This is a genomic window from Paenibacillus sepulcri (genome assembly GCF_042647105.1).
GTDB lineage: Bacteria > Bacillota > Bacilli > Paenibacillales > Paenibacillaceae > Paenibacillus_Z > Paenibacillus_Z sepulcri.
Window position 1 is genome coordinate 1,959,064 of the sequence record NZ_JBHRUP010000001.1, and the last position, 25,890, is coordinate 1,984,953.

Here is a 25,890-nt window from a genome sequence, read left to right on the forward strand (position 1 = left end):
ACATATCAAGCTTCTCAGGCTATATTTGCTATAATGTTAGTAAATCAGATACTAGTAGGAGTTCATATGAAAACAGAACGATATATAACACGGCGTACCTTCCTCAAAAAAAGCGGATTATTATTCGGCGCCTTGCTCGCAGCCCCGATTGCGGGTTTTAGCTATACGCGGTATATGGAGCCGCGGCTGATCCGGATTGTAAACAAAAAACTGGCCTTTCGCAATCTGCCTCGCTCATACGAAGGCTTGCGGATTGTGCATTTCAGCGACGTCCATCTGGATTTTCATTACGGTCTGGACCGGATGGAGGGTCTCGTTGCAAAGCTTCGGGAGCTTCAGCCTGATCTGCTCTGCTTCACAGGCGATCTCTACGATAATTCGGTGGGATCAAGCAAAGAGGGATGCTCCCGTCTGCTGGGCCAGCTGAAGGCGCCTCTTGGCAAATGGGCCGTGCTTGGAAACCATGATTATACGGCAGGCGCGGAGGCTGTCACCTCGATTCTGGAGGACGGCGGTTTTCGGGTGATGAACAACAGCTGGGAGCCGATCGGGCACGAAGGGCAGCCTTTGCGGATTGCGGGAATTGACGATGTCCTGCGGGGCAGCCACGATTTTGATGCGGCTCTCCCGCCAAACGGAAAAGAGCCGTTCACCATTTTGCTTGCCCATGAACCGGATATGGCGGATGAGGCGTTAAACTACAATGTCGATCTTCAGCTGTCAGGACACAGCCACGGCGGACAAGTGCGTCTACCCCACTTCGGCGCCATTTTTACACCTGAGCTTGCACGCAAATATCCGGATGGGTTGTATGTACTCGGGGATGAGAAAAAATTAACGCTTTACACCAATCGGGGGATAGGCGTCTCCACCTATCCCGTCCGCTTCTGGTGCCGGCCGGAAATCACCGTATTGACATTGACTGGCGCTCCTCGAACCTGGTCCTGATCCGCTTACTCAGCAGCAGCCGATGCCTGCGGTCATGACTTGGTGTTGCCGGATGCCTTATCGTTGCTCTTGAGCGACAGGATGGCGGCGTGCAGACTGTTGTTCTTGATCGTATAGGCCGGAGCGCCAACGCCTGCATTGACGGTGGAAATGCCTACTGCCGCAATATTCGAAACAACCCGATTGCCAACAACGGAGGCTTTCAAAATATCGAACGGATCGCCGCGCTTCCAGTAATCGTTCAGCTTGATCAATTCCATACTTGTACTCGTTAGCTTGTCGGCCGTAATCGAATTGTTCTCAAGCGTGACATTCGCCGCGGATTGAACATTAATCGCCTGTGAGTTGCCGCGAACCTTGAATACGGAGTTTTTGATTGTCAGATCCAGCTGCGGATGCTCGCCCAGAAAATTCGTATTGACTGTGGAATTGGAGATAAACGTGCATTTGTCAAAAACATACTTGCCGCCGGCCACGGCTTGAATTGATCCGAATTTGCCGCCTTCCGCCCCTTCAAGCATACAACCGTTGTAGGTCCCCGGCGGTAGCGAGAGCCCGTATTCGGAATTGAAGCCAAGCACCTTCAAATTGTCGAAAATACTGCCAACCGCGCCCCCTACTACAGCCCGCAGCGTCGGTTCGCCATGAATCGTCATATTCGTGATGCGGATTGGCTGACCCCAGACCGCTAACCCCGAATCGCTTTTCTTATTGTTGTACATCGTAATATTCGAAACGCTGACCCCGAACGGAACCTTCGACGTTACCGCAAATCGGGAATCCTTCAGCACCATCCCGTCGATCGTTATATTTGGACCCTCAAAATACGTGTAGGAATCGTTCATTTGATTGCCGATGAACGCGGCATCGTTGGTGGCGGATATACGCGAGCCGTCAAAATGATTGTTGATCACCCGCGCTCCCGTGAACGGCTCTGATACCGCAAGGCCTATCGCTCCCTTGGATCCCAGTTCATTGCCCTCCACTACCGCATCACGGCCATCATAGAGAATCACGTCATATGCTGCATTATTATAGAATCGATTGTTTTTAATATTAATATTGCTGTTCCGGTTGCCGTTCTCGCCGAAGCCGCCTTCCACATCGATGCCGGATTGCGGTGCGACGCCTTTGATATCATGAAGAATATTTTTGCTGATGGTCACATTATCCGCGCCGCCGACAGTAATGCCCTGGCGCCGGTTAAAGGCGAATTCCGAGTTGGTGACGAGCGCATTGCGGGTCAAGGCGCGGTTCCAAAACTCCATATAAGCGCCTTTGGTGCCCGCTTTGGCATAGACCAAATGAAATGAACTGGCCTTCGCCGGAATATCAATCAGATCCCGCATTTTCACATTTGGCAGCTTTTTGATAAAACCGCCGGCTGCATTGTAGAAAACTAAATCGACAACATTCGGCAAATTAACCGGATTGGCAAGTTCGAACTGACGCTCTGTCTTGAAAATCGGATTGGAGAAATCAAGCTGCGCCTTCGTTCTGATTTTTTTCGCATCCGCGACTGGACGGCCGAGGTCGTCGATGCCTCCTGAGACGAAATTTCCTTCATACAGGTCCTTGACCAGCGTATTTTTCCCGCCCAGAGCCAGACCGTCGCCCGTAAGATTAATCGCCTTGATGCCGTCGATGGTCAGGTTAATGGCTCCTTGGGTCTGAATGCCGTATCCGCTCTCATGTGTCCCTGAGGTATGCGGACTGTCTTTTTTCGTAAAATCATGAGTATCTTTGTCACCGCGGTAGGTTCCGCCCTTGAGCGTTACATTATCGGCCCCATAGCCGATATACATGATCTCGTAGGCTTCGCGTCCGTTGGTTTCCTTCTGGAGCACTGCATCGCTTGGCAGCTCGAAGCGCATGTTCCCTACCATATTGATCCGGCTGTTTTTGTCGATCAGGTATTTTCCCGAAGGCAGCGAAGCAGCTTGAATATTATTCTGATGGGCCCATTGCAGTGCGGCGTTGATTCCCTTCGTCGTTTCTACCGGATGTGTCCCGTTATTATAAATCCCGAACCGGGAAAGCTCGATCAGATAAGGAATCCGAGCTGCTTCAGCACCTTCTGCCGTTGTCGTCGAAAACCCCGGATGCCATACGAGCGATATCATCATAATGAAGGCCGCTGCCAACATTTTGATCTTCATAACTTGTCCCTCCCCTATGAATATTGTCGAAGCATGAGGATGAAATAACAAAGAGAGAGTCCTGATCAAGCTCTTTGTTATTTTCACTATAGCACTGCGAAAAGCCTGTCCGTGATGGACAATCATACTAACTCCCAAAATTTGTTTGGCCCTCGAATCCATTTCATATAAGGCTTTGGCATTAAGAAATGGATTCCCTCATATGACATATTCAGCGGAGAATGGGCTCAATTTTTGATAAACAGACACATATATCCCAGACTAGCATAGTCTTTCTTTCTCAAATCATCCAGTATCTTCTTATGAAACAGGGAAGCATGTTCGTAATTTTTGGTATAGGACTGGATCAGCTTGACCGCCAGCTCCCTGGAAAGCTCCTTGTGATAAGAGGCCATACCGATAAGATGCAGCTTAATCATGGCAAAATCAAGAATCAGCATCCTGTAGCAGTCAAAAACCGGAATGCCCTGCGACATCTCGCCCAGTACGCGGCTGTAGATGGCGTTCAATATATAGTTCTCCAATATTTGCGGATTGCTGTCGAGAAAAGGGGCGGTGTACTGTTCATATGATTCCGTGTATACATCCAGAATCGATTCCAGCGATGCGTCTGTGGCCTTCATCCCCCTCGTATAATCATTCATACATTCCCGATACCGGGTATTCCATAGCGTATCCTCCAGAACCCCCATCAAGCAGTTGTTCAGGTACTGCAGCTGAAAAGCGGGATCGACCGGAAAAACGTTATAATCCAGCAGCTCTTCGTTGTGGGCAGCCTCATGCCGGAATTCAAGCAGGAAAGCGGGAATATCCCTGAATTTCTTCTCCTCCATTATGAGGTTGACATTATCGCAGAACACACCGAGCAGGATCAGACGATGCGGCAGGCTGAACTGCCTGTAGCGGATAATTTCCATCATCATCCCGCGAATCTGCGGCAAATAATAATCACGCTTCTTCTCGTTATGACCGCTGCTGGTTACATGCCTGAATGCAAGTATGCCCGGATCTCCCGGGGACGCTTCTTCAAAATCCATCGCCTGGCGATCCAGCAAAATGACTCTGGCCGCTTCCGGACAGGAGAGCTGCAGAGACATCTCCGTCGCAGCCCCCGCCTGATTCACGACCCGCGGATACGTCCGGCAGGTTTGCGACAGATACTCTTCCCCCAATGTCGCTTGAATGGTGCATAATCCCCCATCCAGCATGGAGCAGTTCCCGGTTTCGGGGTTCAGCTGCATTTCCGCGTAATCCTGGGCACTGCCATTTTTTTTGACGGTCAAATGGTCGTTCAGCTTATTTCTCATCCCGCTGTGGTTTACCGTTTGGTAGCGGTTATAGCTCTGTTTGTCGATGCTGATGCCCCACCAGGCGCAGCAGGTATCCTCGCAGCTGCTGCCGATGCACGAGAATTGCTTCAAATAGTGAGGGACGGCTGTCTGATTATTTGTCATGCCCATTTTGAACTGCCTCTTCTCTTTCATGATCCTGTCTAATTCATATATCGGCTGCCCGGGATCATTTGATGCGGTGAAAAAAAACGGAATGCCCCAAACAGGGCATTCCGCATGTACTGTTGATCTTTTTTTGCTTCATCGGCTTTCTTCACTTTATCATTTATCGCCATAATTTGTAAACTAGCACACTCTCCTGTCGATCATCTTCTTAATTGAGGGGATGCCAGCGTCTGTGCCAATGCGTTCTCCAAGGGCGTGGCAGCCAAGCCGAACCGTTTGGTGAATGAACTGCTGTCCACGATAAAATCCTGCTCGAACTGGTACAGCATTTCGATGCTTTCCCGCGCTTCCGGCAGGAACAACCCGCCTAATCGAAGCATACCTTTGCCCATGGACCGGATAGCGGCAGGAAATCCCGCAAGCCGATAGGCGGCTGCGGCAAACTCCCGTGTCGTGACAGTGTCAGCATTCGGCACATGCCAGGCACGCCCGAATGCGCCCTCATCCCGACTTAATGCGACAAGCGCCTTGCCAAAATCGTCAATAAACGTATATGTGTGCTTCTTATCGGGATTTCCCAGGACGGTGCATGGTTTCCCTTTCACGATGGATTGGAAGAACCGCAAGCCCACCGACGAGCTGCGGACGTCCGGCCCGAAAAAATCCGCCCCTCTTCCCATTGCCACCTGGAGCTTGCCCTCCTGATGCAGCTGCAGCAGCCGGCGGGACATCTCCGCCCGGACCCTTCCTTTCCTTGTTGCGGCGGCGTATGGCAGCCCTTCATGCATGATTCCGCCTGCCTGCCCGTACATATATACATTTTCGGCAGCGACAAGCTTCGCTCCCGCGTCCATAGCGCCGGCGGCAATATGATCCTGGAAAGAAAGGAACATATGTTCCCATTTCTGATACGGAGGCTGCGCACATTGAAAGACGACTTTCGCTTGTTTCATAATCGCCTTGGTCTGATCCTTGTTCATGAAATCCGCCTTCAGCACGCGCACTCCGGATGGAACCGCCGCTTTCCCGCTTAGACTGACCATTGTGACCGGTTCCCCGCAAGCGGCAAGCTCTCTCATAACGGACATGCCGAGCGGTCCCGTTCCCAGTATTACATTCATCGTATGTTCCTCCTCCTTAAATCTGTTGGACTGGTCAAAAAAAGAATAAACCCTATAGCAGCTATAGGGTCAATACTTTTCGTACAGGTATTTGGAGCTCTACGATAAATTCATCCGGCTTCATCATTTGGGCCATATCCACCAGATACTGCTCCATAGAAGGACCACTCTCTTTATAGTGATTCCTCTCCATCCATTCCACCAATTTAAGATAGACGCGCTTGCAGGATTCCTCGTTAGGAATTCCGCAGTAGAGTGCGGTGATATATTCGCCTCCGGGAATAATCCGGGTATAAGCTTCCGGCACTTGAGCTCCGGGAAAATCGGTAGACATACAAAATTCAAGATCGGAATCATTGCGGTCGAAGGTCATGATATTCTCATGATAGATGGTCAGCAGCCGGTTCGGGACCAACCCGCAGGCTTCGGCTTTTTGGAACAGTTCAGTAAACTGAACAATCGAAGCCTCCATGCCGCAAGCCGATCTCCTTCGATCATACAAAATATATTGATCGGGAAGCCGTTTCAACTCCACAAGCACATCAAGATTCTTAAGTCCGCTCCCCAGCTCTCGGAGGTATCCGATCTGATTCTTTCGCTTATCTATCGATTCTACAATTCTCGCTAATTGTTCAATCTCTGCTGCCGTTTGCCTGCGCTTGGCTTCCAGCTTTTCCAACAGGCCATCCAGACTGTCGCTGGTCATGGCTGCTTTTATTTCATCAAGCGAGAAATTCAGCGCCTTCATATCCTGAACTATTTTAATCACGAGAATCTCGGAATTGGCGTAATAGCGATAACCGGTGGAGGGGTCAATATGACCAGGGTTCACCAAACCGATCTTGTCGTAGAAACGTAATGTTTGCACGGAGATGCCGCAAATCTTCGACGCCTGGCCGATGGAATAGTATTGATCATGACGCATGGCGCTTAACTCCCCTTTTGTGATAACTGGTATGATTCTCATGTTAGACGGTGAATTCCCTTTAATCAAGCATCCTAATAAATCAGCTGCAGGAAACCGGAAAAGGGGCCCCCGTGAGGGCCCCTTGCTTCCGATTGCGATTTAAAACTTCAGCCTTTGATGCCCGAAAGCGTTACGCCCTCAATAATATACCGCTGCCCGATGATATAGACGATAAGCACCGGAATAAGCGCGATCGCTGCTCCCGCCATCATCAGGGTCCAGTCCGTCGCGTACATGCCCCTGTACAGGTTGAGCATCATCGGAACGGTAAACTTATCCGGGCTGTTGAGGAAAATCAACGGATTAAAGAAGTTGTTCCACATGCCGAGGAAGGTGAATATCCCCAATGCCGACAATGCCGGCTTGATCAAGGGCAGCATAATCCGCGAGTAAATCGTCCATCGGTTGGCCCCGTCCACGATAGCCGCCTCTTCCATTTCCTTGGGAATGCCCTTGAAGAACTGGCGGAGGAGAAACACCCCGAAGGCATTCAGCAAAGCAGAGGGAACAATGATCGACAGATGGGAATCCAGCCAGCCGATGTTCTTCATTATAAGATACAGCGGAATAATCGTAACCTGTCCAGGAACCATCATGGTGGCCAGAAACATCAGAAACAGCGGCTCTCGCATGGGAAAACGGATCTTGGCGAACGCATAAGCGGCCATGGAACAGGTTAGCAGCTGCGACAGAACGACGATCACATTAATATAGAAGCTGTTGAAGTATGCCCGGCCAAACGGCAGCGCCGTCAGAGAGTCCTTGAAGTTGGACCAGACAAAGGGGCTTGGAATCCACTTCGGCGGCACGATGAATACCTGCGATAAATCCTTCAGCGCGCTAAGCACCATCCAGACGAAAGGGAGTGCCATCACGCAAGCCCCCAGAATCAGCACAAGATGGAGCGCCAGGGTGGAAATACGGAAGCCTTTTAGCTGCATATCGCTGCTCCTCCTTACCGAATCTATTAGTCCTCGTAATGCACCCAGCGTTTGGATATGCCCATTTGAAACAGCGTCAGCGACAAAATGATCAGAAACAGGATTACCGCCGCCGCCGTGCTTTTGCCAAATGTAAAGTCTACAAACGCTGTCTCATAAATATGGAACACAATGGTATAGCTGGCCTTGGCCGGCCCTCCTGAGGTCATGACGAAGGACTGGTCGAATACCTGAAAGGAACCGATGATCGACATGATGGTAACAAAGAAGGTGGTCGGCGAGATCAAAGGAATGGTAATATGGCGCAGCTGCTGCCACTTGCTTGCTCCGTCAATCTGGGAAGCTTCATAATAGCTTGCCGATATGCCCTGCAGACCCGCAAGAAACAGCACCATATTGCCGCCAAGCCCCATCCAGATGCTGAGCATAGCAATGGACGGCATAACAAAATGCGTATCCGTCAGCCACATCGGCCCTTTGATCCCGAACCATTCCTTCAAATACAGATTGATGAGCCCAAAATCCGCGTTGAACAACCACATGAATACGACGGCTACCGCAACCGACATCGTGATGTTCGGCATGAAATAGATCAGCCGGTAGAGCACTTTTCCCCTTACCCGGTTGAGTCCGATCGCGACGAGCAGAGCCAGCAGAATGCCGGTCGGCACCGTCAGCAGGGTGTAATAAAGCGTATTGACAATGGCGATCCGGAATTCTTCATCCTTGAATTGGGAGATAAAGTTATCCAATCCGACAAATGACCGCTCTCCGAAGCCATCCCAATTCATCAAACTCAGCACAAATGCCATAATGAGCGGAAGCAGCGAGAAACAGAGCAGCCCGACGAATTGCGGGAAAATGAAGAAGTATCCCCAGAAGCCGTCCGTCGTCTTGTTGTTCAAGGGCTGCCGGTGCGGGCCAATTTCCGGGCTTATGGTGCCTGCTGCCTGTGTTTGCCTGGTATTCACATCCATCGTCATCCCAACTTTCTTTTGCTGGCCTTATTTCTTCTTATATTCGTCGATTTTTTTGTTGGCAAGATCCTGAATCTCCTGCATGGCCGTATCCAGATCCTCATTCTTGAGCCAAAGCGCTTCAAAACGGGAGTTAATGTCCGTGCTGAGTCCTGGAATGCCGGCTTCGGCAGGCGTCAGCGCATAACCGATTTCCCGTGCATCGAGAAACAGCTTCGCATGCTCCGGCAGATTGCCTTCCAGCACCACATCGTCCGCTCCTTTGACGGACGGAACAGCGTTGCCGCCGCCCTGCAGGCGATAGATCTGGCCTTCTTTACTGACGAACTCCGTCAGGAACTTGTAGGATGCTTCTTTTTGCTTGGAAGCTTTATTCAACACCATATAAGCAGTGGGAATACCGGCTGGCTCAATTTTGTTGCCTGTATTGGTCGGCCAGGTTACCACGTCATATTCGAGACTGGCATTTTTCTTGAACAGCGGGAGGTACCAGCGTCCGGCCCCGACAAATCCGACCTGATTGGACATGAACATGGCATCGCCGCCTTGGCCTTTGGGAAGTGTACCTGAGAAAGTAATATTTTTGGCCTTCACGTTATCATAGAGGAACTGGAAGGCTTCCTTTGCTTTCGGATCGGAGTTGCCGACATAGGCTCCAGACTCGTCATATACTTTACCGCCGTTAGCGGTTACCCAGCTGTGGGTGCTGTTCCAGGAATTATCCAGCACATAGCCGTATTTGCCGGTTGTGCGGATTTTCTCGGTCATCAGCTTGAATGCGTCCCACGTCCATTCGCCCTTCTCCTGAAGATCTGCAGGCATATCGGTGACTCCTGCATCCTTCAGCACCTTCTTGTTATACCAGAGAACCATGGGATTACAGTCCACCATGATGCCGTAAATTTTGTTGTCGCGCTGCGCTGCGCCCCACAGTCCTTCGTAGTAATCCTCCTTCTTCAGCGTGCTGTCCGACACTTCCATCAAGGGTGTTAGCTCTTCAATGCTGCCATTCTCAATCAGCTTCACGATGAAGGCATCACCCGCATAAAAGATATCCGGCGCCTTGCCGCCCGTAAGCTGCGTTAGGATTTTCTGATCGTATTCGCCGGGAATCGGAATAAGCTCGGCTTCAATATCGGGATGCTTGGCGTTAAAATCCTTGGTAAATTCCTGAAATCTTGTCAATTCGCCAGGATTCCCCCATGTCGCCCAGGTAATTTTTACTTTCTCCCCTTTGGGCGGCGCTGTATTTCCCCCTTCGGTCTGAGCTTCTTCATTGCCTGCCGCACAAGCCTGCAGCAGAATCGATAGAGTAAGAACAAGAGCCAGCAGCGACCATTTTTGCTTTTTCATTACGAATTCCTCCTTTAAATTGTCTACCCATGCCGCCACTTCTACTAATGGAAGCGCTTTTATTATAAAATACGAGAATTTTCAAGAAAACGGGTTTTGTTCCGATAACGTGTCTTGTTTTCCGCTGTTTGCTTGTCCTCCCGGTTTATGGGGCTGTCCGTGATATTCACCCGGCGAGAGTCCGACAATTTTCTTGAACTGCTTGCTGAAGTGCTTGACGTCGTTGAAGCCCGACTGCTCCGCGACCTCATAGACTCTCAGCGTTGACTCCGCCAGCAGCTCCTTGGCCCTGTTGACTCGCAGGGCAATCAGATAATCGATAAAGTTCTTCCCCGTCACCTTCTTGAACATTTCGCTGAAATAATTCCGGCTGACATTGACTTCATCCGCCACCTGCTGCAGGGAAATCGCCTCGGTGAAATGCTCCGTCATGAACTGCACCGCCTGCATCACAATCCGACCGTGAAGCGTGGTGTCCGGAATTCCGGAATCATTCGTCACCGGCATGCTGCTAAAGCAGGCCTCCACATGCTCCGCAATATCCGCCGCAAAATCAAGCTTGCTAAGCTTGCGGATATGATGCACCATCGCCGTATTGTTATGCTTGCTTAACATGAGCAGGCTGAGCAGCTGCTCGGCTTCAACAATGACCTGCTGCTTCGTCTTGAATTGGCGGCTCCAATGGCCGGTGATCCGCTTCAGCTGGAGCAAGGCTTCGGAATGATTCTCCACAGCCAGCGCTTCCTTGAGCAGATGCATAATGTCGCCATGATCGGGAAGAGGCTGGCAAGCTGGCTGAGGCCTTTCCTCTGCCATCACGATGCTGCCCGGACCGTAAAAGAATGTATCCTCGAGCGCCTGCTGCGCTTCCGCAAAAGCAGCCTGAAGCTCCCGCAAATCCCCATGCAGCCGGCTGATCCCAGCCGCATACACATCATCGGCCAGCTCCCCGCCCCGGACGGCTTGGCCGACAACCTCCTCCGCCCGCCCCGCTGACAATATCCGCTCAGGAATAACCGCTATCAGCAGATCCGGGTGGATTGCGGCGGCGGCAGGAGCTTCCAGCCTTTCATACAAAAGGGTCTTCATTGATCCAATCTCCCGGCTTAGCCGGACTTCAGACTCCAGAGAATGCGGCTTGATGCCATGAACCTGAAGAACAGCCATGCCGTAACGAGGCGGAATATCCGTCAGATTCACTATCAGCGAAGCGCAGGCCTCCTCATTGCCGTGAACGGCCTTAATCAACAGCTTCTCCAGCTCTTCCTGCTGCTCGGCAAGCTGCTTGTCCCGATACTTCTCGAGCAGCTCCCGGTTCGCCTGCTCCTCCCGGAGCTTCACGCGCATCTGGTCCAGAATCGTCTTGAGCGAATCGGCGTTCAATGTCGGTTTCAGGATATAATCGGACGCGCCCAGCCTGATCCCTTCCCGCACATAATCGAAATCGCTATGGCAGCTGAGCAGCAGAACCTTGACCCAGGGACATAGCTCCCGCGCCCGGCGCGTCAGCTCCAGTCCGTCCATCACCGGCATGGCGATATCCGTAATCAGAATATCCACTTCCCCGTTCTCGAGCCACTTCATCGCACGCATGCCGTTTGCGGCTTCGCCCACCAGCCGGTAGCCGTTTCCCTCCCAATCGAACGTGGCGCGAAGTCCGGCCCTGGCCATGAATTCATCGTCAACGAGCAGCACTCTGCACATATTTATCCTCCTTTCTCCGCGAGAACGTAATCAGCACCGAAGTGCCTTCCCCTTCTCCGCTGGCCACTTTTACCCCGTAGGCATTACCGTAATACAGCTTGATCGTTTGATCCACATGCCGCAGCCCGATGCTCGTCATCCCTTTCGTCGTACGCTCCTTGCTGCTGATCAGCAGTTGGCTGATCCGCTCCCTGTCAATGCCGACTCCGTCATCCTTGATCCGGATGAGCAGATCCTCTCCCAGCTGCTGCACCTGGATGGCGATCGTCCCCTTCTCATCCTTGGGAGCAATCCCGTGGAAGATGGCATTCTCCACGATCGGCTGCAGCAGCATGCGGGGGATCGGAACGTCGAGCAGCTCTTCCGGACAGTCTGTATACAGCTCAATCTTGTTCTCGTACCGGTACTCCTGGATAATCATATATTTCTCCAGCAGCTCAAGCTCACCGCCGATGGTGCCGAATACGCCTCCCCGCTCCAGGCTCCCTTCCAGCAGCTGAACAAGCGTCGTAACGGCATTATCCACATCATTCGTGCGGTTGAGCTTGGCCATCCAGCGAATGGAGTTCAGCGTATTGTACAAGAAATGGGGATTGATCTGGTAGCGCAGAGCGCGGATTTCCGCCTTCTTCTTCTCCGATTCCTCTTCCGAGATACGCTCGATCAAGAGCGCGATCTGTCCGATCATTTTGTTGAAGCTGCGCCCCAGCTGGCCAATTTCGTTTCGTCCGATGTGACCGCTTCTGACCGTCAGATCCCCGGCTTCGCCCTTCTTCATCAGCCGGCTGAGGTTGACGAGCGGATTGCCGATTTTGCGGATTCCGAATACCCCCATGCCGACAGCAAGCACGATGGAGCCCAAAGCGATCCAGAGCGTAAAATTGCGGATACTGGCAGAGTCTGCGGTCAGCTCCTTCAGCGGAACAACACCGACTACATGCCAGCCGTTATCCAGTTTCTCGGGAATAACCAGCGTTTTCTTCTTATCGCTATCGCTCTCCCGCATCTTCTCCGGCAGCTCGATCCTTGAGGCTTGTCCGTATTCCGCCGGGTCGGGGTGATAGAAATAACGGTTCTCGTCATTGGTCACATAGATATAGCCGGTATCGCCGAACTGCACACGATCAAGCTCGTCAATGAGCAGATCGGCCATGATTTCATAGAACATCACGCCGATGATCTCCCCCGTCTCCCAGCTGCGGATGGCGCGGCCCAACCCGAATACGGGAAAGCCCATTTCCGTTTTCTTCAGGTACGAGGTTTGCGAAAGTCCGAACCAGACCGTATTGCCGTTCGCCTTCAGAATGGCTTCATACCAGTCGGAATCCCATTGATCGGGGACGGACATGAGAGAGTCTCCGCTGAACACGGAGTTGTTGCGTTTTACATCGAAGATGTAGATGTCGAGAATTTCCGTGGAATTGATCATAATGGATGTCAGCAGCTCTTTGCCGTTCTTCACCATCTCATTGAGTTCGTATGGGGTGGTCTCCGGCTTTTGCTCCAATACCTCCTGAATGAGCTTGCTGTTGAGCACCATCATGGAGGAGTCGTCAAGCTTCTTGAAGAACAGATTCAGCTTGTCGCTGACCTGCGTGATGGTAAGGGACGCCACCTTGCTGACCTGCTCCTCCACAATAGCCGAGGATTTGTTATAGGACAGGAAGCCCATTACAAGTACAGGAAGCGTCATGCCGATAAAACAAAACAAAAACAGCTGAATAACGATCGATTGCAGATGCCGAAACCGAAACCGCATGAGGATTCATCCTTTCCTGCCAGATTTGATTATCCGCTTACAGCTTTGGAGCTTTACCTCCCTTCTGATTGTAAATTTCCATAGCAAAAAAACCATGGGCAGGACGACTGGGTTAAAAACAAATCTCGTCACCACCTCATCGCTAAGGATTGACCCTTTAATTCGCCACAGGCGGGATATCCCCCTTCTTTGGGTGCCATTTTAAGGTAAACAAGTTGGAGGCAAGCCCCATCCTGACTCGATGAATTCCATACAAATAGAAACAGACGCGCTTTGGAAGCACGCCTGTTTCTATTTCTTACTATTAAACTTATATCAAGTATATGCTATTATACCTCCGTCTAAAAGCATGGTGAAATAGTCTGACATAATGCTCTTTCAGAAAATCACAAGCCTTCTAGGCCAGCAGTCTTCTCACATTGCCCAGCCCTATGCGGGTGCCGGTCCGGCACTCTTCCATGCCTTCAAATTCTATGGAGATATATCCGTCATAGCCGGACTCCTTCACAATTCGCAGCACCTCCGGAATGTCGATGTCGCCTTGACCCGCAATGGCGCCGCGAAGGAAATTGCCTGACGCTGTCTTGAACCAGCCCTCGCCGGGATCGCGGTATGAGGGGCGGAGATAGAAGTCTTTAATATGCACCATGGAAGCATAAGGGAGATTCTTCTTCACCGCCGATACCGGATCCTCGTCCGCGCACATAAAATTGCCGATATCCAGCGTTGTCTTGAAATTTGGCCGGTCCACCGCATGAATAAGCGCCTGCACACGATCGCTTGCCTGGATAAAATAGCCGTGATTCTCCACGCTTGTCGTAATTCCGAACCGGGCCGCATAATCCGCGACCTGCCGGCAGCCCTCCGCAAGCCGCGGCAGCTGCTTCAGAAAATGGCTCATGGATGTATCCGGATGCGAAGCGACATCATGGCGCATCAGCTTGACGCCAAGGCTGCGTGCAATGTCCACTTCCCCCTTCAAACGCCGGACTTCCTGCTCGAAGGCCTGGTCATCAAGCGCAGCCAGATTGCCCCCTACCGCATAGTTGGAAATCGCAATGCCCGCTCCCTTGGCGCGCTCCACGATTTGTCCGGCAAGCTCCGGCGTTTGCGCAAAATCAAGACCAAGCGGCACAATTTCCACATGCTCTCCGCCTTCGGCGGCAATCCAGTCAATGACATCCAGCACTGTCATTTCGCCTTTCCTGACCGCTTGCCACAGGCTGTACGTGCTGACACCGATTTTCACCTAATATCTCCTCCTGACAAATCGTTTCTTGAACATCTTAAAAAATGCATCCATCCGCTCCCAAGCTGCGTCATTGATGCTGTTATATAGAGAGCGTATCATACTTTCCAGCCGTCATCGAGAGCCTGCAGCAGAATAAGCACTCGTTCTTTGTGCCTGTTGACAACAAAAAAGAGTTATGAGAACATTACCTAACGACCGTTAGGAAGGTGATTTTATGAGCAAGCTCAATATTCAGAAGGCTGCGCTCTCCCATTTTGCCCGGAGCGGCTATGAGGGGGCCTCCCTGAGTCAGATTGCCGATGAGGTTGGCATCAAGAAGCCGTCTATTTATGCGCACTATAAAGGTAAGGACGACTTGTTCCTGCATGTTGTGCGGGATGTTTTTCATACCGTGCAGCGCCGGATACTGGAATATTTCCAGGCCCGCAATGGTGAGCCTGTGGAAGACATTTTGAATGGATTGTTTGGATGGATCCGGCAGGAGTACGAGCAGGATGACGCCGCCAAGTGCTTGCTGCGCATGGTATATTTCCCTCCGGACAAGCTATATCAGGAGATTGCGGATATCGCCAATCCGTTCATTGACGGGATGCAGCGCAAATTGATTTCCTACTTGAGGCAGTCCCATCAAGTCGGAACATTCCTGTGCACGGACTATGAAGAAGCCGCGGTTGCTTATATAACGCTTGTGGACGGAGCGATCATCGAATTGATATACGGCGGGCCCGAGCGTTACGGCAAGCGTGTGCAGGCAGCGTGGCTCATTTATTGGCGGGGAGTAACTTCCCAAACCGGAAGGGATTTGACATCATGAATCGGTATTGGATCTATGTGATTTTCGCCGGCCTGCTTGAGGTGGTATGGGTCTCAGGCCTCAAATATTCCGATTCTCCTCTGGAATGGATCGGTACCGGCGCGATCATCGTGATCAGCTTTGTCGCCATTATTGTATCCAGCAGCAAGCTGCCGGTAGGGACGGTCTATGCTGTCTTCACCGGCCTTGGGACGGGCGGATCGGTAATCGTGGAGATCCTGCTGTTCCATGAACCTTTTAAACTATCAAAAATCATTCTCGTCGCGATCCTGTTGGCCGGAGTCATCGGTCTGAAATTCGTCACCGGCGACAATCCGAAGAAGGAGGCTGCATAATGGCTTGGGCTGCAATTATTTTGGCCGGGTTTCTGGAAATCTTCGGTGTGATCAATATCAAACGCCTCACGATGAAAAAGTGGGACGCTGCTCTTTATCTGTTTTTGTTATTCGGCTGCAGTCTGTATCTGATGTCCTTTGCGATGAAAACTCTGCCGATGGGTACGGCTTATGCCGTCTGGACAGGGCTCGGCACCGTATGCGCCACTCTGCTTGGCATGTTCAAGTACGGCGAAAACAAAGAATGGCGCCGGCTGCTCTTTATCGCCATGATTATAGGTTCGACTGTCGGATTGAAGCTGGTTTCCTGAAGAGCTTGCCTGTTGTATAAAGCTTGATCCAACAAGAAGAAACGGCTATCGCCGTCCTTTTGGCGGTGCGGTTAGTTTCTTCCCGCAGAGATATAAGCAAAGCAAAGTAAGGTGGAATTTTATACTTTCTGATGGATAAAAAAATACGGCTCGCCCGTAAGCGAACCGCATAAATGAGAATAATTAATTCCCGGGAAATAAAATTAAAACGCCTTGGCTTATGCGCTGCGTGTCTCTTTCTTCACATTCACCGTTTGGCTTTCCTTTTGTATATTTACACGTCTGATAAATAATGCAATGACAAGTCCGATAATCGCCACAACCATGGCGAATATAAAGGCATTTTGTATGCCGGCAGTCAACGCTCCCAGAGCTGCAGCCGGTTCAGAGGGATCCGCCGCCGACTCCATGAATTTCTTTTGACCCGCTGTCATGATGCTGACCGCCAGCGCCGTGCCGATTGCACCGGCAACCTGCTGCAGGGTGTTCATGATCGCCGTTCCATCCGGATAGAACTCGCGGGGCAGCTGATTGAGACCGTTGGTCTGGGCAGGCATGAATACCATCGCGACGCCGATCATCAGACAGGAATGCAGCACGATGATCAGCGCCGTTGTAGATGCCGCTGTAATCCCCGCGAAGAACCAGAGCACGACTGCGAGGATAATTAGTCCGGGAATGACCAGCCATCTCGGGCCGTATTTGTCGAACAAATGCCCCATGACCGGCGACAATGCACCGTTAATAATTCCTCCCGGCAGCAGGATCAAGCCGGCCGTTAAAGCGGACATGGACATTCCTGTCTGCAAATACATCGGAAGAATCAGCATAGAGGACAAAATCACCATCATGCAGATAAATACCATCAATACCCCGACAACAAACATCGGATATTTGAACGCACGGAGGTTGATCATCGGCTGCTTCATCGAGAATTGACGAAGCGCAAACAGCAGCAGCGCCACAATTCCGATCGCCATCGCAACGATGACCTTGGTGCTGCCCCAGCCTCCTTCACCCTCACCCGCGCTGCTGAAGCCGAACACGATGCCGCCGAAGCCAAGCGTCGAGAACAGGATCGATGTAATATCAAATCTGGGCTTGGTGATCGTCGAAACATTCTGCATATACAAAATACCGAAGGCAAGCGCGATCAGCAGAAACGGAAGCGACAGCCAGAAAATCCAGTGCCAGCTCAGGTTCTCGATCAGCAGTCCGGCAAATGTCGGGCCGATCGCAGGAGCGAACATAATTACTAGGCCGATAATACCCATAGCCGCTCCCCTTTTCTCAACAGGGAAAATAATAAGGATCGTATTAAACATCAAGGGAAGCAATAAACCTGTTCCAATCGCCTGCAGAACCCTTGCAACCATCAGTATTTCAAAAGAGCCTGAAAGCGCCGCAACCAGCGTCCCCAGAATGGAGAACAGAAGCGATGCCACAAACAGCTGTCTTGTGGTGAACCACTGCAGAAGCAGGCCAGAAACGGGAACGAGAATTCCCAATGTGAGCAAATAGCCTGTCGTCAGCCACTGGACGGTTGCCGGCGTAATATTGAGCACCTGCATCAAATCGCTGAGGGCGACATTAAGCGCCGTTTCGCTGAACAATCCGATAAATCCGCTGAGCAGCAGGGAAACCATAATCGGGATAACTTTAAACGTTTGACCGGGGTCTATCTTTGTTGAACCTGTCGGCATGCTTGCTTCCATGTTTCCTCATTCTCCCATTCATATCTATCTCTATGTTTTTATTGTTTGTTGCTTTGATGCCATAGCTGACTCCAAGGTCTGCAGCAAAATCATTCCGAAGTCCGCTGCGCGCATTTGTGAACGATAAACGGGATGTACCTGGAGGCTGTAAGGAGCGGCGTTTTATCCTTATTCGTCTGTGCCAGTATTAATGCTCCTTCAACCAGAGAAACGATCACCGTTGCCGTCTCCGCCGCGCTGCCCCGCTCGATGCCGGACTGTGCCAGATGCTCTGCAATAACCGACTGCCACTGCGTTAATGCATCCTGGCAGGCAGCCCTCAGTTTATCGCTTATGGAGGAGGTTTCCACCGATACCCAGAAGCTGAAGGGCATAAATTCTTCGAAATTCGTCGCTTCCGCTTCATCGGCTATTTCCAGGACAAAGGCCTGGATGGCCTCTGCTGGCCCCTCATTTGCCGCAAAATAATTTCTCCATTTTTGGACGACAAACTCCTTTACCGAAGCAATGCACTGCAGGGCAAGCTCTTCCTTGCCGGCAGGAAAATAATAATACAATGAGCCCTTGGGACATTCACTCTCCTTAATGATTTGATTTAAACCCGTTGCATGATAGCCTTGTGTAAAAAACAGCTTGGATGCCGTCTCCAAAATGCCCTCACGCGAGTTTTGTTTGCTTGTCATCGGCTAACCTCCAGAATTATAGCGAACGGTCTATTTAATTTAACCGTGCATCGATGAAGATGTCAACCTTTTTTCATGGGCTTCCTATAGTGCCAGACGGTGAATGATCGGCTATACTTCAGTTATACGATAAGTCGGATTTTTAACGATTGATCAAGCTTGGCCCTCTTTCCGGAGAAAGGATGAACGATATTGGAGCAGGATGAGGTTCGGGAGGAACTGCCTTTCCGTTCGCTTTTCGAAAGTCTGACCTATATTGGAATAGTCTCCCGCCAGTCCTGGGATGTCGAGAAGCATGAGCATGATCATTTCGAGCTCTGTTATGTAGACGAGGGCGAAGGCTGGTTCGCCATTGACCAGTTCCTGTATGAGGTGGAAGCCGGCGATTTGTTTCTGACCAAGCCCGGGGAACGCCATCAGGGAGCGGCGAGCGGCCGCATGCCCTACAGGCTTTATTATCTCGGCTTCCAGATCGACGGTCTCCGCTCGGTGGAGCTCGATTATATCGAGCTGGGTGTAAAACGGGTGGTCAAGGACACTTCCGGTGCCGTGAAACGGATTTGCGATCATATTTTTGATGAAATCAACGGCCAGCAGCTGCATGCCAATGTGATCGTACAGGGTTATTTTCTGCAAATGCTCGTCTCCGTCATTCGCGCTTATCAAGGAGACGGCTCCGGCGGTCATCATCCCAGAACCGTCACGCCTGCGGTTAAAACCGTGCTTTCCCATCTGCATGAATACGTCCGGTTCCATCACGATGTCCGCGAGCTGGCCAATAAGGTCCACTTGAGCAGAACCCATCTGGAACGGGAGTTCAAGCGATGCATGGGAGTTCCGCTGGGGCATTACATCCGCTCGCTCTGTCTGGACCGCGCCAAATATTGGCTGGGGGAATCCAATGATTCCGTGACGGCCATCGCCGAGCGGCTGGAATTTGGCGGAATTCATCACTTCAGCCTTTTCTTCAAGCGCCTTACGGGCATTTCCCCCTTGGCCTATCGGCAGCAGGCGGCCAAACAGCCAAGGAAAAGTACATGAAATGAAATGACGAAAAACGTTAAATAGAAGGAGATATCCCGTAAAGACCCGACCCGGCAAAGCAGTTAAACTGTACCTGAGCAAGCCAATCCGCTTCGTAAAGGAGACAGCATTCATGAACGATACCCTTATTTTGCCGCAGGCCGAGGACCAACGCTTTTTTGATGAGAACGGTTACTGGATATCGCCTAAAATCATTGATGATGACAGACTGGGGCAGCTTCGGGCGCATATGGAGCTGGTCCACAACGGCATCTTCGAAACCGGACGCGCACCGCACCATGGCTACTGGAAGCCGGAGGATGGCAACGTCCTCCGGAAAACCGACAATTCCCACTGGGCTGATCCCGTACTCCGCGGTCTTGCAGCTGATCCGCTTATCGGCCATATAGCCGCGCTTCTGATGAAAGCGGACGCCATTGCGCTGTGGCATGATCAGCTGCTCTACAAGCCGGGCCGTCCCCGGGATGGTCAGCGGCCTTCCGCCAATGTCGGATGGCATCAGGACTACTCCTATTGGCGCGCAGCGGCTGAGCCGTCGCTCATTACCGCCTGGGTAGCCTTTGACGATGTGGATCTGTCCAACGGCTGCATGCAGGTCGTTCCCCGCAGCAACCGGTGGGGATTGGTCAATGTCAATGACTTCTTCGAGCAGGACATGAAGAAGCAGCAGGAGCAGATCAATCTGCCGGAGGGGGAGCAATTCCGCACCGTTCCGCTGATCATGAAGGCCGGGCAGGTCAGCTTCCACCATGCGCTGACGATCCACGGCAGCGGCCCCAATACGACCGACAAGCCGCGCAGATCATTGGCAGTCCATCTGATGACAGGCGATACGCGTTACAAGGCAGGCACCAGAGGCGACAATCATATGAATGTGGCGCTCCTTGGCGGCCAGGACGGCGATTTGTTCGCCGGCGACCCATTCCCGGTTTTGTACAGGAGATAGGCCCCGCATTTTTTCGCATCGCGCGCCAGCTGCCAGCGTACGGCGCAAAAGAGGGTGAAACCATTTAACCTTAACATACAAAATCCAGAGTCATTTCTTATCGATTGCTGTTTTGAACATTTGCGGTCAAGAAGAAACGGCGGCGCCGTCCTTTGGCGGCATCGTTAGTTTCTTCTCTCAAACCTTATAGAAATTTATAGGCGTGAAAACTTATAAATTCTATAAGGTCAAGAAGAAACTTGCTGTTCTTTGGAAGCTCAGCAGGTTTCTTCTATCAGAAATATAAGCAAAGTATGGAGGAATTTTATACTTTCTTATATTTCAAGAAGAAACGGCCTCGCCGTCCTTTGGCAGTCCTTGCTGATCTATCAACAATAAACAGCCATTCCGGGCTCCTCACGAGTCCGAAATGGCTGTTTATGTTTTATATCCAGCTGCCACGCCGCTTTACTGGAAACCGCATAAGCGAAAAGCTCTGCTCAAGTCGGCAATCAAATCTTCCGGATCCTCGAGTCCAATATACAGCCGCACAACCGGAACGCCCGCCCGCGGCGAACCGGATGCCGCCTGCTGTACGGTAATCAGACTTTCGTAGCCTCCCCAGCTGAATCCGATGCGAAAATAGCGCAGCTCATCCGCAAAAGCCTTCAGCTTCTCTGCGGAGTGACCGCTCTCAAAAGAAAACAGACTGCCGAAGCCCGACATCTGCTTTTGCGCGAGCTCAACCTGGGGATGCCCGGGCAAAGCCGGATAATGCAGCTTATTGATAAAAGGAAGCGAAGCCAAATACGCGGCAACGGCCGCTCCATTTGCCTGCTGCTTCTCCATCCGCAGCGGCAGCGTCCGCAGCCCCCGCATAATCAGAGACGCCGTCTGCGGATGCATGATTGAGCCGAGCAGCACCAATTCACTGCCGCTTATCCGGTCGATCCGCTCCCCGCTTCCGATCACCGCCCCGCCCATGGCATCGCTGTGTCCGCCTATATATTTGGTCAAGGAATGGACCACCAGATCGATTCCATATTGCAGCGGATTCTGAAAGCATGGCGTTGACCATGTATTATCGATCACGGTGGCTAATCCGTATTTCTCCGCCAGCCGGGCGCAGCCCTCCAGGTCCTGAAGCTCAAACAGAAGACTGGAGGGACTTTCCAGATAAAGTAGCTTCGTATGGTTTCCAATAGCCCTTTCGACGGCCTCCAGACTCGTACCGTCCACGAAGGTTGTCCCGATGTTGAACCGCTTCAGATAATCGCCCATAAATACCTTTGCCGGCCCGTAGACCTGATCCACGCATACGATATGATCGCCGGCGCTGACAGTCGAGAGGATGGTCGCCGTTATCGCCCCCATGCCCGATCCGAATGCCCGGGCCTTTTCCCCGTCTTCAAGCTTAGCGAGGCGCTCTTCCAGCTCGACGACCGACGGATTATTCCCGCGGGAGTAGCTGTAATGCCCTGCCGGGTCGGCTCCTGCGCGGTCCATCTCCTCGTAGGAGGCGAACGTAAACAAACTGGTATTATATACGGGGACATGTACAGCCCCGTGATGTCTTTCATCATGATCATCGTGAGTGACCAGCGTTCGCAGCTTCCGCTTATCCGCCATGTTCTTCCCGCTCCTCTACTATTGTTCCAATACGACGCTTTGGAAGCTGCGGGTACGAGCGGATTGCTCGGCTTTGAGACACAGCAGGGCGCTGCTGATTCCCGCCTCCAATGGGGTTCGCGATTGCTCCACCCCTTGTATTACGCGGATGAAATTCAGCGCCAAAGCCGAATCTCCGCCAAAATGGGGCAGCTTCGCCGCAGCCAGCTTATAGTTTTCCACTCTCGGCGTATGATGCATATGCACCTTCACCTCGTCCTGATACCAGTCGAATTCCACGGTGCCCTTGTACCCGATCAGTCTGGCTCCCCGCAGGGCGGCGGATTTGCGCGAATAGAAGTTTTGCGAATAGACGGCATGCATGCCTGTTTCATAACGGATCATGATGCTGGCCGAATCATGGTTGCCTGTATCCTCGGCAAATGCGCACATCTCCCCGGTGATCTCCTCCTGGCTGTAATGCTTCAGCACATGGGGACTTTCCGGACAGGTCTCCCATTCGCCGCAATCCCTGCAAAACAAGCCGGCAGGCTTGCTGCCCTTGAATACCCGTTTGGACTCCATGGCGCTGACCTCCAGCGGCCGAAGTCCAGTCAAATAATTGAGGTAGTCCAGATCATGGGTCGCCTTCTGCAGAAACAGCCCGCCAGTTTCCGCTTCATCTCTATACCAGCTGTGATAATATACGCTTCCATACGGCACATTATTAACCGCCTGTATATGCTCGATCGTGCCCAGCTTTCCGGAATCAATAATCTCCTTGACCAGCTTCACTATCGGCGTGGAGCGCAGCGGGAAGGAAACGACAACCTCGCTGTCTGATGCCTGCGCAGCCGCGCGCAGCTTCTTCAGATCCTCCAGCGTGATCGCGACCGGTTTCTCCAGAAACAACGGAATATTTTTTGCCAATACCTTCTTTGCCATCGCGGTATGCAGCGTGCAGCGCGTACCGATCATGACGCCATCGAGTTTCTCCGCTGCCAGCATCTCATCCGCATCCGTATACAGGGCGATGCGGGTTACATCCAGGCCTTTTGCCGTGAGGAGCGTATTTGCCTTCGCCAGATCAATATCCGCAACAGCCGCAAGCTCTGCTCCCAGCTCCAGTTCCAGCAATCGGTTCAAAAAATAATCCATTCTTGTCCCGTATCCGATAATTCCGATTCTCAAAGCATCCTCACTCTCCTTTCTGCCCCCTTCTAATGAAGCTCCGGGTAATCCTGCAAAATGACCACCGGCTCCCTGACATCCTGCAGCTCGAAAATGACAAGCTCATTCTCGCCTGCCACAAGCAGAGGTCCCGGTACATATAACGTCCGCTGAGGTCCCTTATCCCAATACCGGCCCAGGTTGAACCCGTTGATATACGCGACTCCCTTGGTCCATCCGGCAAGCTTCAGAAAAGTATCTCCGCGCTCCTCAACCAGGAATTTCGCACGATAAAAACGCGGACCGCTTGCAGTCCCATTACCGCTGGCCCGATCCGCCGCATCGGCTTCAACCATAACCGGTTTAAAAATAAGGGCAGACAAATCCTTTAGCGGCAGCGGCTGAATGCTCCAGTTGAACAGGAACTGATTATACTGCTGCGTGCCTGCTTTGACACCTTCCGTGATTCCTTTGCGGTCCTTCATCTTTGCGCCATAATTGATCCGACCCATATTCTCCACGAGCAGACCCAACAGAGCGCCTTCTGCCGGAATGTCCAGCTTCGCGGAATTGGCGCCCCATCTCTCGATGACGCCCTTGTATTCCTTGTTCAAATAAACAAGCGCCCGGTCATGAACATCCTGCACAATGATTTCGCAGCCGCTTCTGGGACCGGAGATAAACGTTTCATACCAGATAAAACCGTAGTCCTGCCCGAGCTGCTCCATCGTCTGCGGATAGGCACTGCCGACCGCCTCGCCGAGCTGCGGGAGTGATTCAAATAAAGCCGCCTGCTCCGTCATCCGGATCGCCCCGTAGCTGCGCTTCGCCGGCTGAGCCGGAACTTCGGTCTCCGGCGGTTCGACATATCGCAGAATAACCTCGCGTATCGCTTTATATTTATCCGTTATATCTCCCGATTCCGAGAGCATGGCATTGTAATCGTAGCTCGTCACGGTCGGTTCATAGAAGTCGATATGATTGGCGCCATTATAGAAGCCGAAGTTCGTTCCGCCATGAAACATATAGAAATTGACGGACGCTCCCGATCTCAGAATACGGTCCAGCACATCCGCCACCTCATCATATCCCCGGACATGATGCTCATCTCCCCAATGGTCGAACCAGCCGTTCCAGTATTCCATGCAGAACATCGGCTTGTCCTGCTGGTATTCCGCAAGCTTCGCGAAGGCCTGCTCCGGCTTGGAGCCAAAATTAAGCGTTGCCAGCACATCCGGCAGCAGCGTGCCGCCCTGCAGCATGAAATCCTCGGGGCCATCCGATGTGAACAGCAGCACATCGATGCCGCGGTCGATCATGCCCTGGCGCAAATAACTCAAATAGGCAGCATCATTGCCGTAGCTGCCGTATTCATTCTCAATTTGCATGGCGATAACAGGTCCGCCGTTCGTGCAGAGCAGAGGCTTCAAGAGCGGCAGCAGCACATCATAATAAGCGTCAACCTTATCCAGGAAAGGCTGGTAGCTGCAGCGCAGCATCATATTCTTGTCCTGCAGCAGCCATGACGGCAAGCCGCCGAATTCCCATTCCGCGCATATATATGGACTTGGCCGCACGATGACATGCAGTCCCGTTTCCTCCGCCAACCGGATGAAACGGACAAGATCGGCCATGCCCTCGAAGCAGAAGCGGCCTTCCTGCGGCTCGTGGATATTCCAGGCCACATAGGTCTCAACAGCATTGAAACCGCATGCCTTGAGCTTCAATAGCCGGTCCTGCCAATATTCGGGCACAATCCGAAAATAATGCAAGGCTCCGCTGATGATCCGCAGCGGTTTTCCATCGTACATAAATTGATTGCCTACAGCTGTAAACAAGGCCACTTTACGCTACTCTCCTTCGTCCGGCAGGACATCATGATCCCTGAATTCCCTCGGGGTCAAGCCGGTCATTTTCTTGAACAGCTTCTGAAAATAGATTTTATCGCCGTATCCGGCCAAATGGGCGATCTCATATACCTTAAGTCCCGGATGATCCAGCAAAAATTGCTTCGCCTTGTCGATGCGCACCCGGTTGATGTAATCGGTGATGGTCTCGCCCGTACCAAGACTGAAGATTTTGCTCAGATAGCTTGCGTTGAAGCCGACCTTCTGAGCGATATATTTCAGCTCGAGATTGCGGTTATATTCCTTTTCAATCAATCGTTTGATCTGTTCGACCGCTCCGTTCTCAATCCCTGAAGCGGCATATCCGGGAGATGGAATCCTCTTATCGGAGTCTCCCCTTGCAGCCTGCTTCTTCTGCTCGCACAGACCGAGCAGCCGGAACACCTCGCTTTTGTCCATCGGCTTGAGCAGATAATCCGCCGCCCCGCCGCGAAGCGATTGCCTGGCATATTCAAAGTCGTTATAGCCGCTCAATACAATGATAAACGTTTCCGGCATTTTGAATTTGGCCTGTTCGATGAACTTCAGGCCGTCCATGACCGGCATCTCAATGTCCGTAATGATGACATCAAGCTCCCCCTGCTTCATCTCCGACATGCCGACCAGAGCTTCAAGACCGTTGGAATAAGAACCGGCAATATGGAGCTCGCCTGGATATTTGGATAATATTTTCTCAATGCCAATCCGAATGCGCTCCTCATCGTCCACAACCATCACATTCAACATATCTCGTCCCCCCG

At 51.8% G+C, this 25,890-nt stretch carries 22 protein-coding genes; 6 read left to right on the top strand and 16 right to left on the bottom strand.

The window, feature by feature from the left end; all coding sequences use genetic code 11:
- Window positions 1–66: 66 nt before the first annotated feature.
- Window positions 67–948: a metallophosphoesterase gene (locus tag ACFOLF_RS08625; protein WP_210038021.1), complete on the top strand. Its 882-nt coding sequence runs from the start codon at window positions 67–69 to the stop codon at window positions 946–948.
- A gap of 32 nt (window positions 949–980) precedes the next feature.
- Here the strand turns inward: ACFOLF_RS08625 and ACFOLF_RS08630 are convergent, their stop codons facing one another.
- The 10 genes from ACFOLF_RS08630 to ACFOLF_RS08675 form a co-directional block, all read right to left on the bottom strand.
- Entirely contained in the window at window positions 981–3,107 is a 2,127-nt protein-coding gene (locus ACFOLF_RS08630) for a right-handed parallel beta-helix repeat-containing protein (RefSeq protein ID WP_210038022.1), read from the bottom strand.
- 227 nt (window positions 3,108–3,334) lie between these two features.
- Window positions 3,335–4,567, bottom strand: coding sequence for a flagellin lysine-N-methylase (fliB, locus tag ACFOLF_RS08635; RefSeq protein ID WP_210038023.1), 1,233 nt, complete (start codon window positions 4,565–4,567; stop codon window positions 3,335–3,337).
- A gap of 197 nt (window positions 4,568–4,764) precedes the next feature.
- Window positions 4,765–5,685 carry an NAD-dependent epimerase/dehydratase family protein gene (locus ACFOLF_RS08640; protein WP_210038024.1) on the bottom strand — a complete coding sequence of 307 codons (921 nt, stop codon included), beginning with the start codon at window positions 5,683–5,685 and terminating at the stop codon, window positions 4,765–4,767.
- Between the two features lie 61 nt (window positions 5,686–5,746).
- Entirely contained in the window at window positions 5,747–6,610 is an 864-nt protein-coding gene (locus ACFOLF_RS08645; protein WP_210038025.1) for a MerR family transcriptional regulator, read from the bottom strand.
- 149 nt (window positions 6,611–6,759) lie between these two features.
- Window positions 6,760–7,593: a carbohydrate ABC transporter permease gene (locus tag ACFOLF_RS08650; RefSeq protein WP_210038026.1), complete on the bottom strand. Its 834-nt coding sequence runs from the start codon at window positions 7,591–7,593 to the stop codon at window positions 6,760–6,762.
- A 26-nt stretch (window positions 7,594–7,619) separates the two neighbouring features.
- On the bottom strand, window positions 7,620–8,498 hold the full coding sequence (locus ACFOLF_RS08655) for a carbohydrate ABC transporter permease (RefSeq protein ID WP_379114105.1): 879 nt from the start codon (window positions 8,496–8,498) through the stop codon (window positions 7,620–7,622).
- Window positions 8,499–8,597: 99 nt separating this feature from the next.
- On the bottom strand, window positions 8,598–9,923 hold the full coding sequence (locus tag ACFOLF_RS08660; protein WP_210038027.1) for an ABC transporter substrate-binding protein: 1,326 nt from the start codon (window positions 9,921–9,923) through the stop codon (window positions 8,598–8,600).
- An 81-nt stretch (window positions 9,924–10,004) separates the two neighbouring features.
- Window positions 10,005–11,627 carry a response regulator gene (locus ACFOLF_RS08665; RefSeq protein WP_210038028.1) on the bottom strand — a complete coding sequence of 541 codons (1,623 nt, stop codon included), beginning with the start codon at window positions 11,625–11,627 and terminating at the stop codon, window positions 10,005–10,007.
- Window positions 11,605–13,386, bottom strand: a complete 1,782-nt coding sequence (locus ACFOLF_RS08670) for a sensor histidine kinase (protein ID WP_210038029.1) — start codon at window positions 13,384–13,386, stop codon at window positions 11,605–11,607. Before ACFOLF_RS08670 ends, ACFOLF_RS08665 begins: the two co-directional genes overlap by 23 nt.
- 397 nt (window positions 13,387–13,783) lie before the next feature.
- Complete coding sequence (locus tag ACFOLF_RS08675; RefSeq protein WP_210038030.1) at window positions 13,784–14,635, bottom strand: sugar phosphate isomerase/epimerase family protein; 852 nt, start codon at window positions 14,633–14,635, stop codon at window positions 13,784–13,786.
- 217 nt (window positions 14,636–14,852) lie between these two features.
- Here ACFOLF_RS08675 and ACFOLF_RS08680 point away from each other — a divergent pair, with 217 nt between their 5' ends.
- From ACFOLF_RS08680 to ACFOLF_RS08690, 3 genes are read left to right on the top strand one after another with little or no spacing between them, the layout of a single operon-like run.
- Complete coding sequence (locus ACFOLF_RS08680) at window positions 14,853–15,452, top strand: TetR/AcrR family transcriptional regulator (RefSeq protein ID WP_210038031.1); 600 nt, start codon at window positions 14,853–14,855, stop codon at window positions 15,450–15,452.
- Entirely contained in the window at window positions 15,449–15,787 is a 339-nt protein-coding gene (locus ACFOLF_RS08685) for a DMT family transporter (RefSeq protein ID WP_210038032.1), read from the top strand. The genes ACFOLF_RS08680 and ACFOLF_RS08685 overlap by 4 nt, the downstream gene beginning before the upstream one ends.
- Window positions 15,787–16,098, top strand: a complete 312-nt coding sequence (locus ACFOLF_RS08690) for a DMT family transporter (RefSeq protein WP_210038033.1) — start codon at window positions 15,787–15,789, stop codon at window positions 16,096–16,098. Before ACFOLF_RS08685 ends, ACFOLF_RS08690 begins: the two co-directional genes overlap by 1 nt.
- A gap of 218 nt (window positions 16,099–16,316) precedes the next feature.
- On the opposite strand, the gene ACFOLF_RS08695 is transcribed toward ACFOLF_RS08690, so the two are convergent.
- On the bottom strand, window positions 16,317–17,801 hold the full coding sequence (locus tag ACFOLF_RS08695) for a DHA2 family efflux MFS transporter permease subunit (protein WP_379114103.1): 1,485 nt from the start codon (window positions 17,799–17,801) through the stop codon (window positions 16,317–16,319).
- A 101-nt stretch (window positions 17,802–17,902) separates the two neighbouring features.
- Window positions 17,903–18,496 (bottom strand): TetR/AcrR family transcriptional regulator, encoded by a 594-nt coding sequence (locus tag ACFOLF_RS08700; RefSeq protein WP_210038035.1) that lies wholly within the window; start codon window positions 18,494–18,496, stop codon window positions 17,903–17,905.
- 192 nt (window positions 18,497–18,688) lie between these two features.
- On the opposite strand from ACFOLF_RS08700, the gene ACFOLF_RS08705 reads away from it, so the two are divergent.
- Entirely contained in the window at window positions 18,689–19,537 is an 849-nt protein-coding gene (locus tag ACFOLF_RS08705) for an AraC family transcriptional regulator (protein WP_210038036.1), read from the top strand.
- Window positions 19,538–19,652: 115 nt separating this feature from the next.
- A complete protein-coding gene (locus ACFOLF_RS08710; protein WP_210038037.1) occupies window positions 19,653–20,486 on the top strand; it encodes a phytanoyl-CoA dioxygenase family protein in 834 nt (277 codons plus the stop codon).
- 447 nt (window positions 20,487–20,933) lie between these two features.
- Here the strand turns inward: ACFOLF_RS08710 and ACFOLF_RS08715 are convergent, their stop codons facing one another.
- The 4 genes from ACFOLF_RS08715 to ACFOLF_RS08730 are packed head-to-tail and all read right to left on the bottom strand — an operon-like array spanning window position 20,934 to window position 25,876.
- Complete coding sequence (locus ACFOLF_RS08715; RefSeq protein ID WP_210038038.1) at window positions 20,934–22,094, bottom strand: trans-sulfuration enzyme family protein; 1,161 nt, start codon at window positions 22,092–22,094, stop codon at window positions 20,934–20,936.
- An 18-nt stretch (window positions 22,095–22,112) separates the two neighbouring features.
- Complete coding sequence (locus ACFOLF_RS08720; protein ID WP_210038039.1) at window positions 22,113–23,264, bottom strand: Gfo/Idh/MocA family protein; 1,152 nt, start codon at window positions 23,262–23,264, stop codon at window positions 22,113–22,115.
- A gap of 29 nt (window positions 23,265–23,293) precedes the next feature.
- Complete coding sequence (locus ACFOLF_RS08725) at window positions 23,294–25,087, bottom strand: glycoside hydrolase family 35 protein (RefSeq protein WP_379113992.1); 1,794 nt, start codon at window positions 25,085–25,087, stop codon at window positions 23,294–23,296.
- 6 nt (window positions 25,088–25,093) lie between these two features.
- On the bottom strand, window positions 25,094–25,876 hold the full coding sequence (locus ACFOLF_RS08730; RefSeq protein WP_210038040.1) for a response regulator: 783 nt from the start codon (window positions 25,874–25,876) through the stop codon (window positions 25,094–25,096).
- Between the last annotated feature and the right edge of the window lie 14 nt (window positions 25,877–25,890).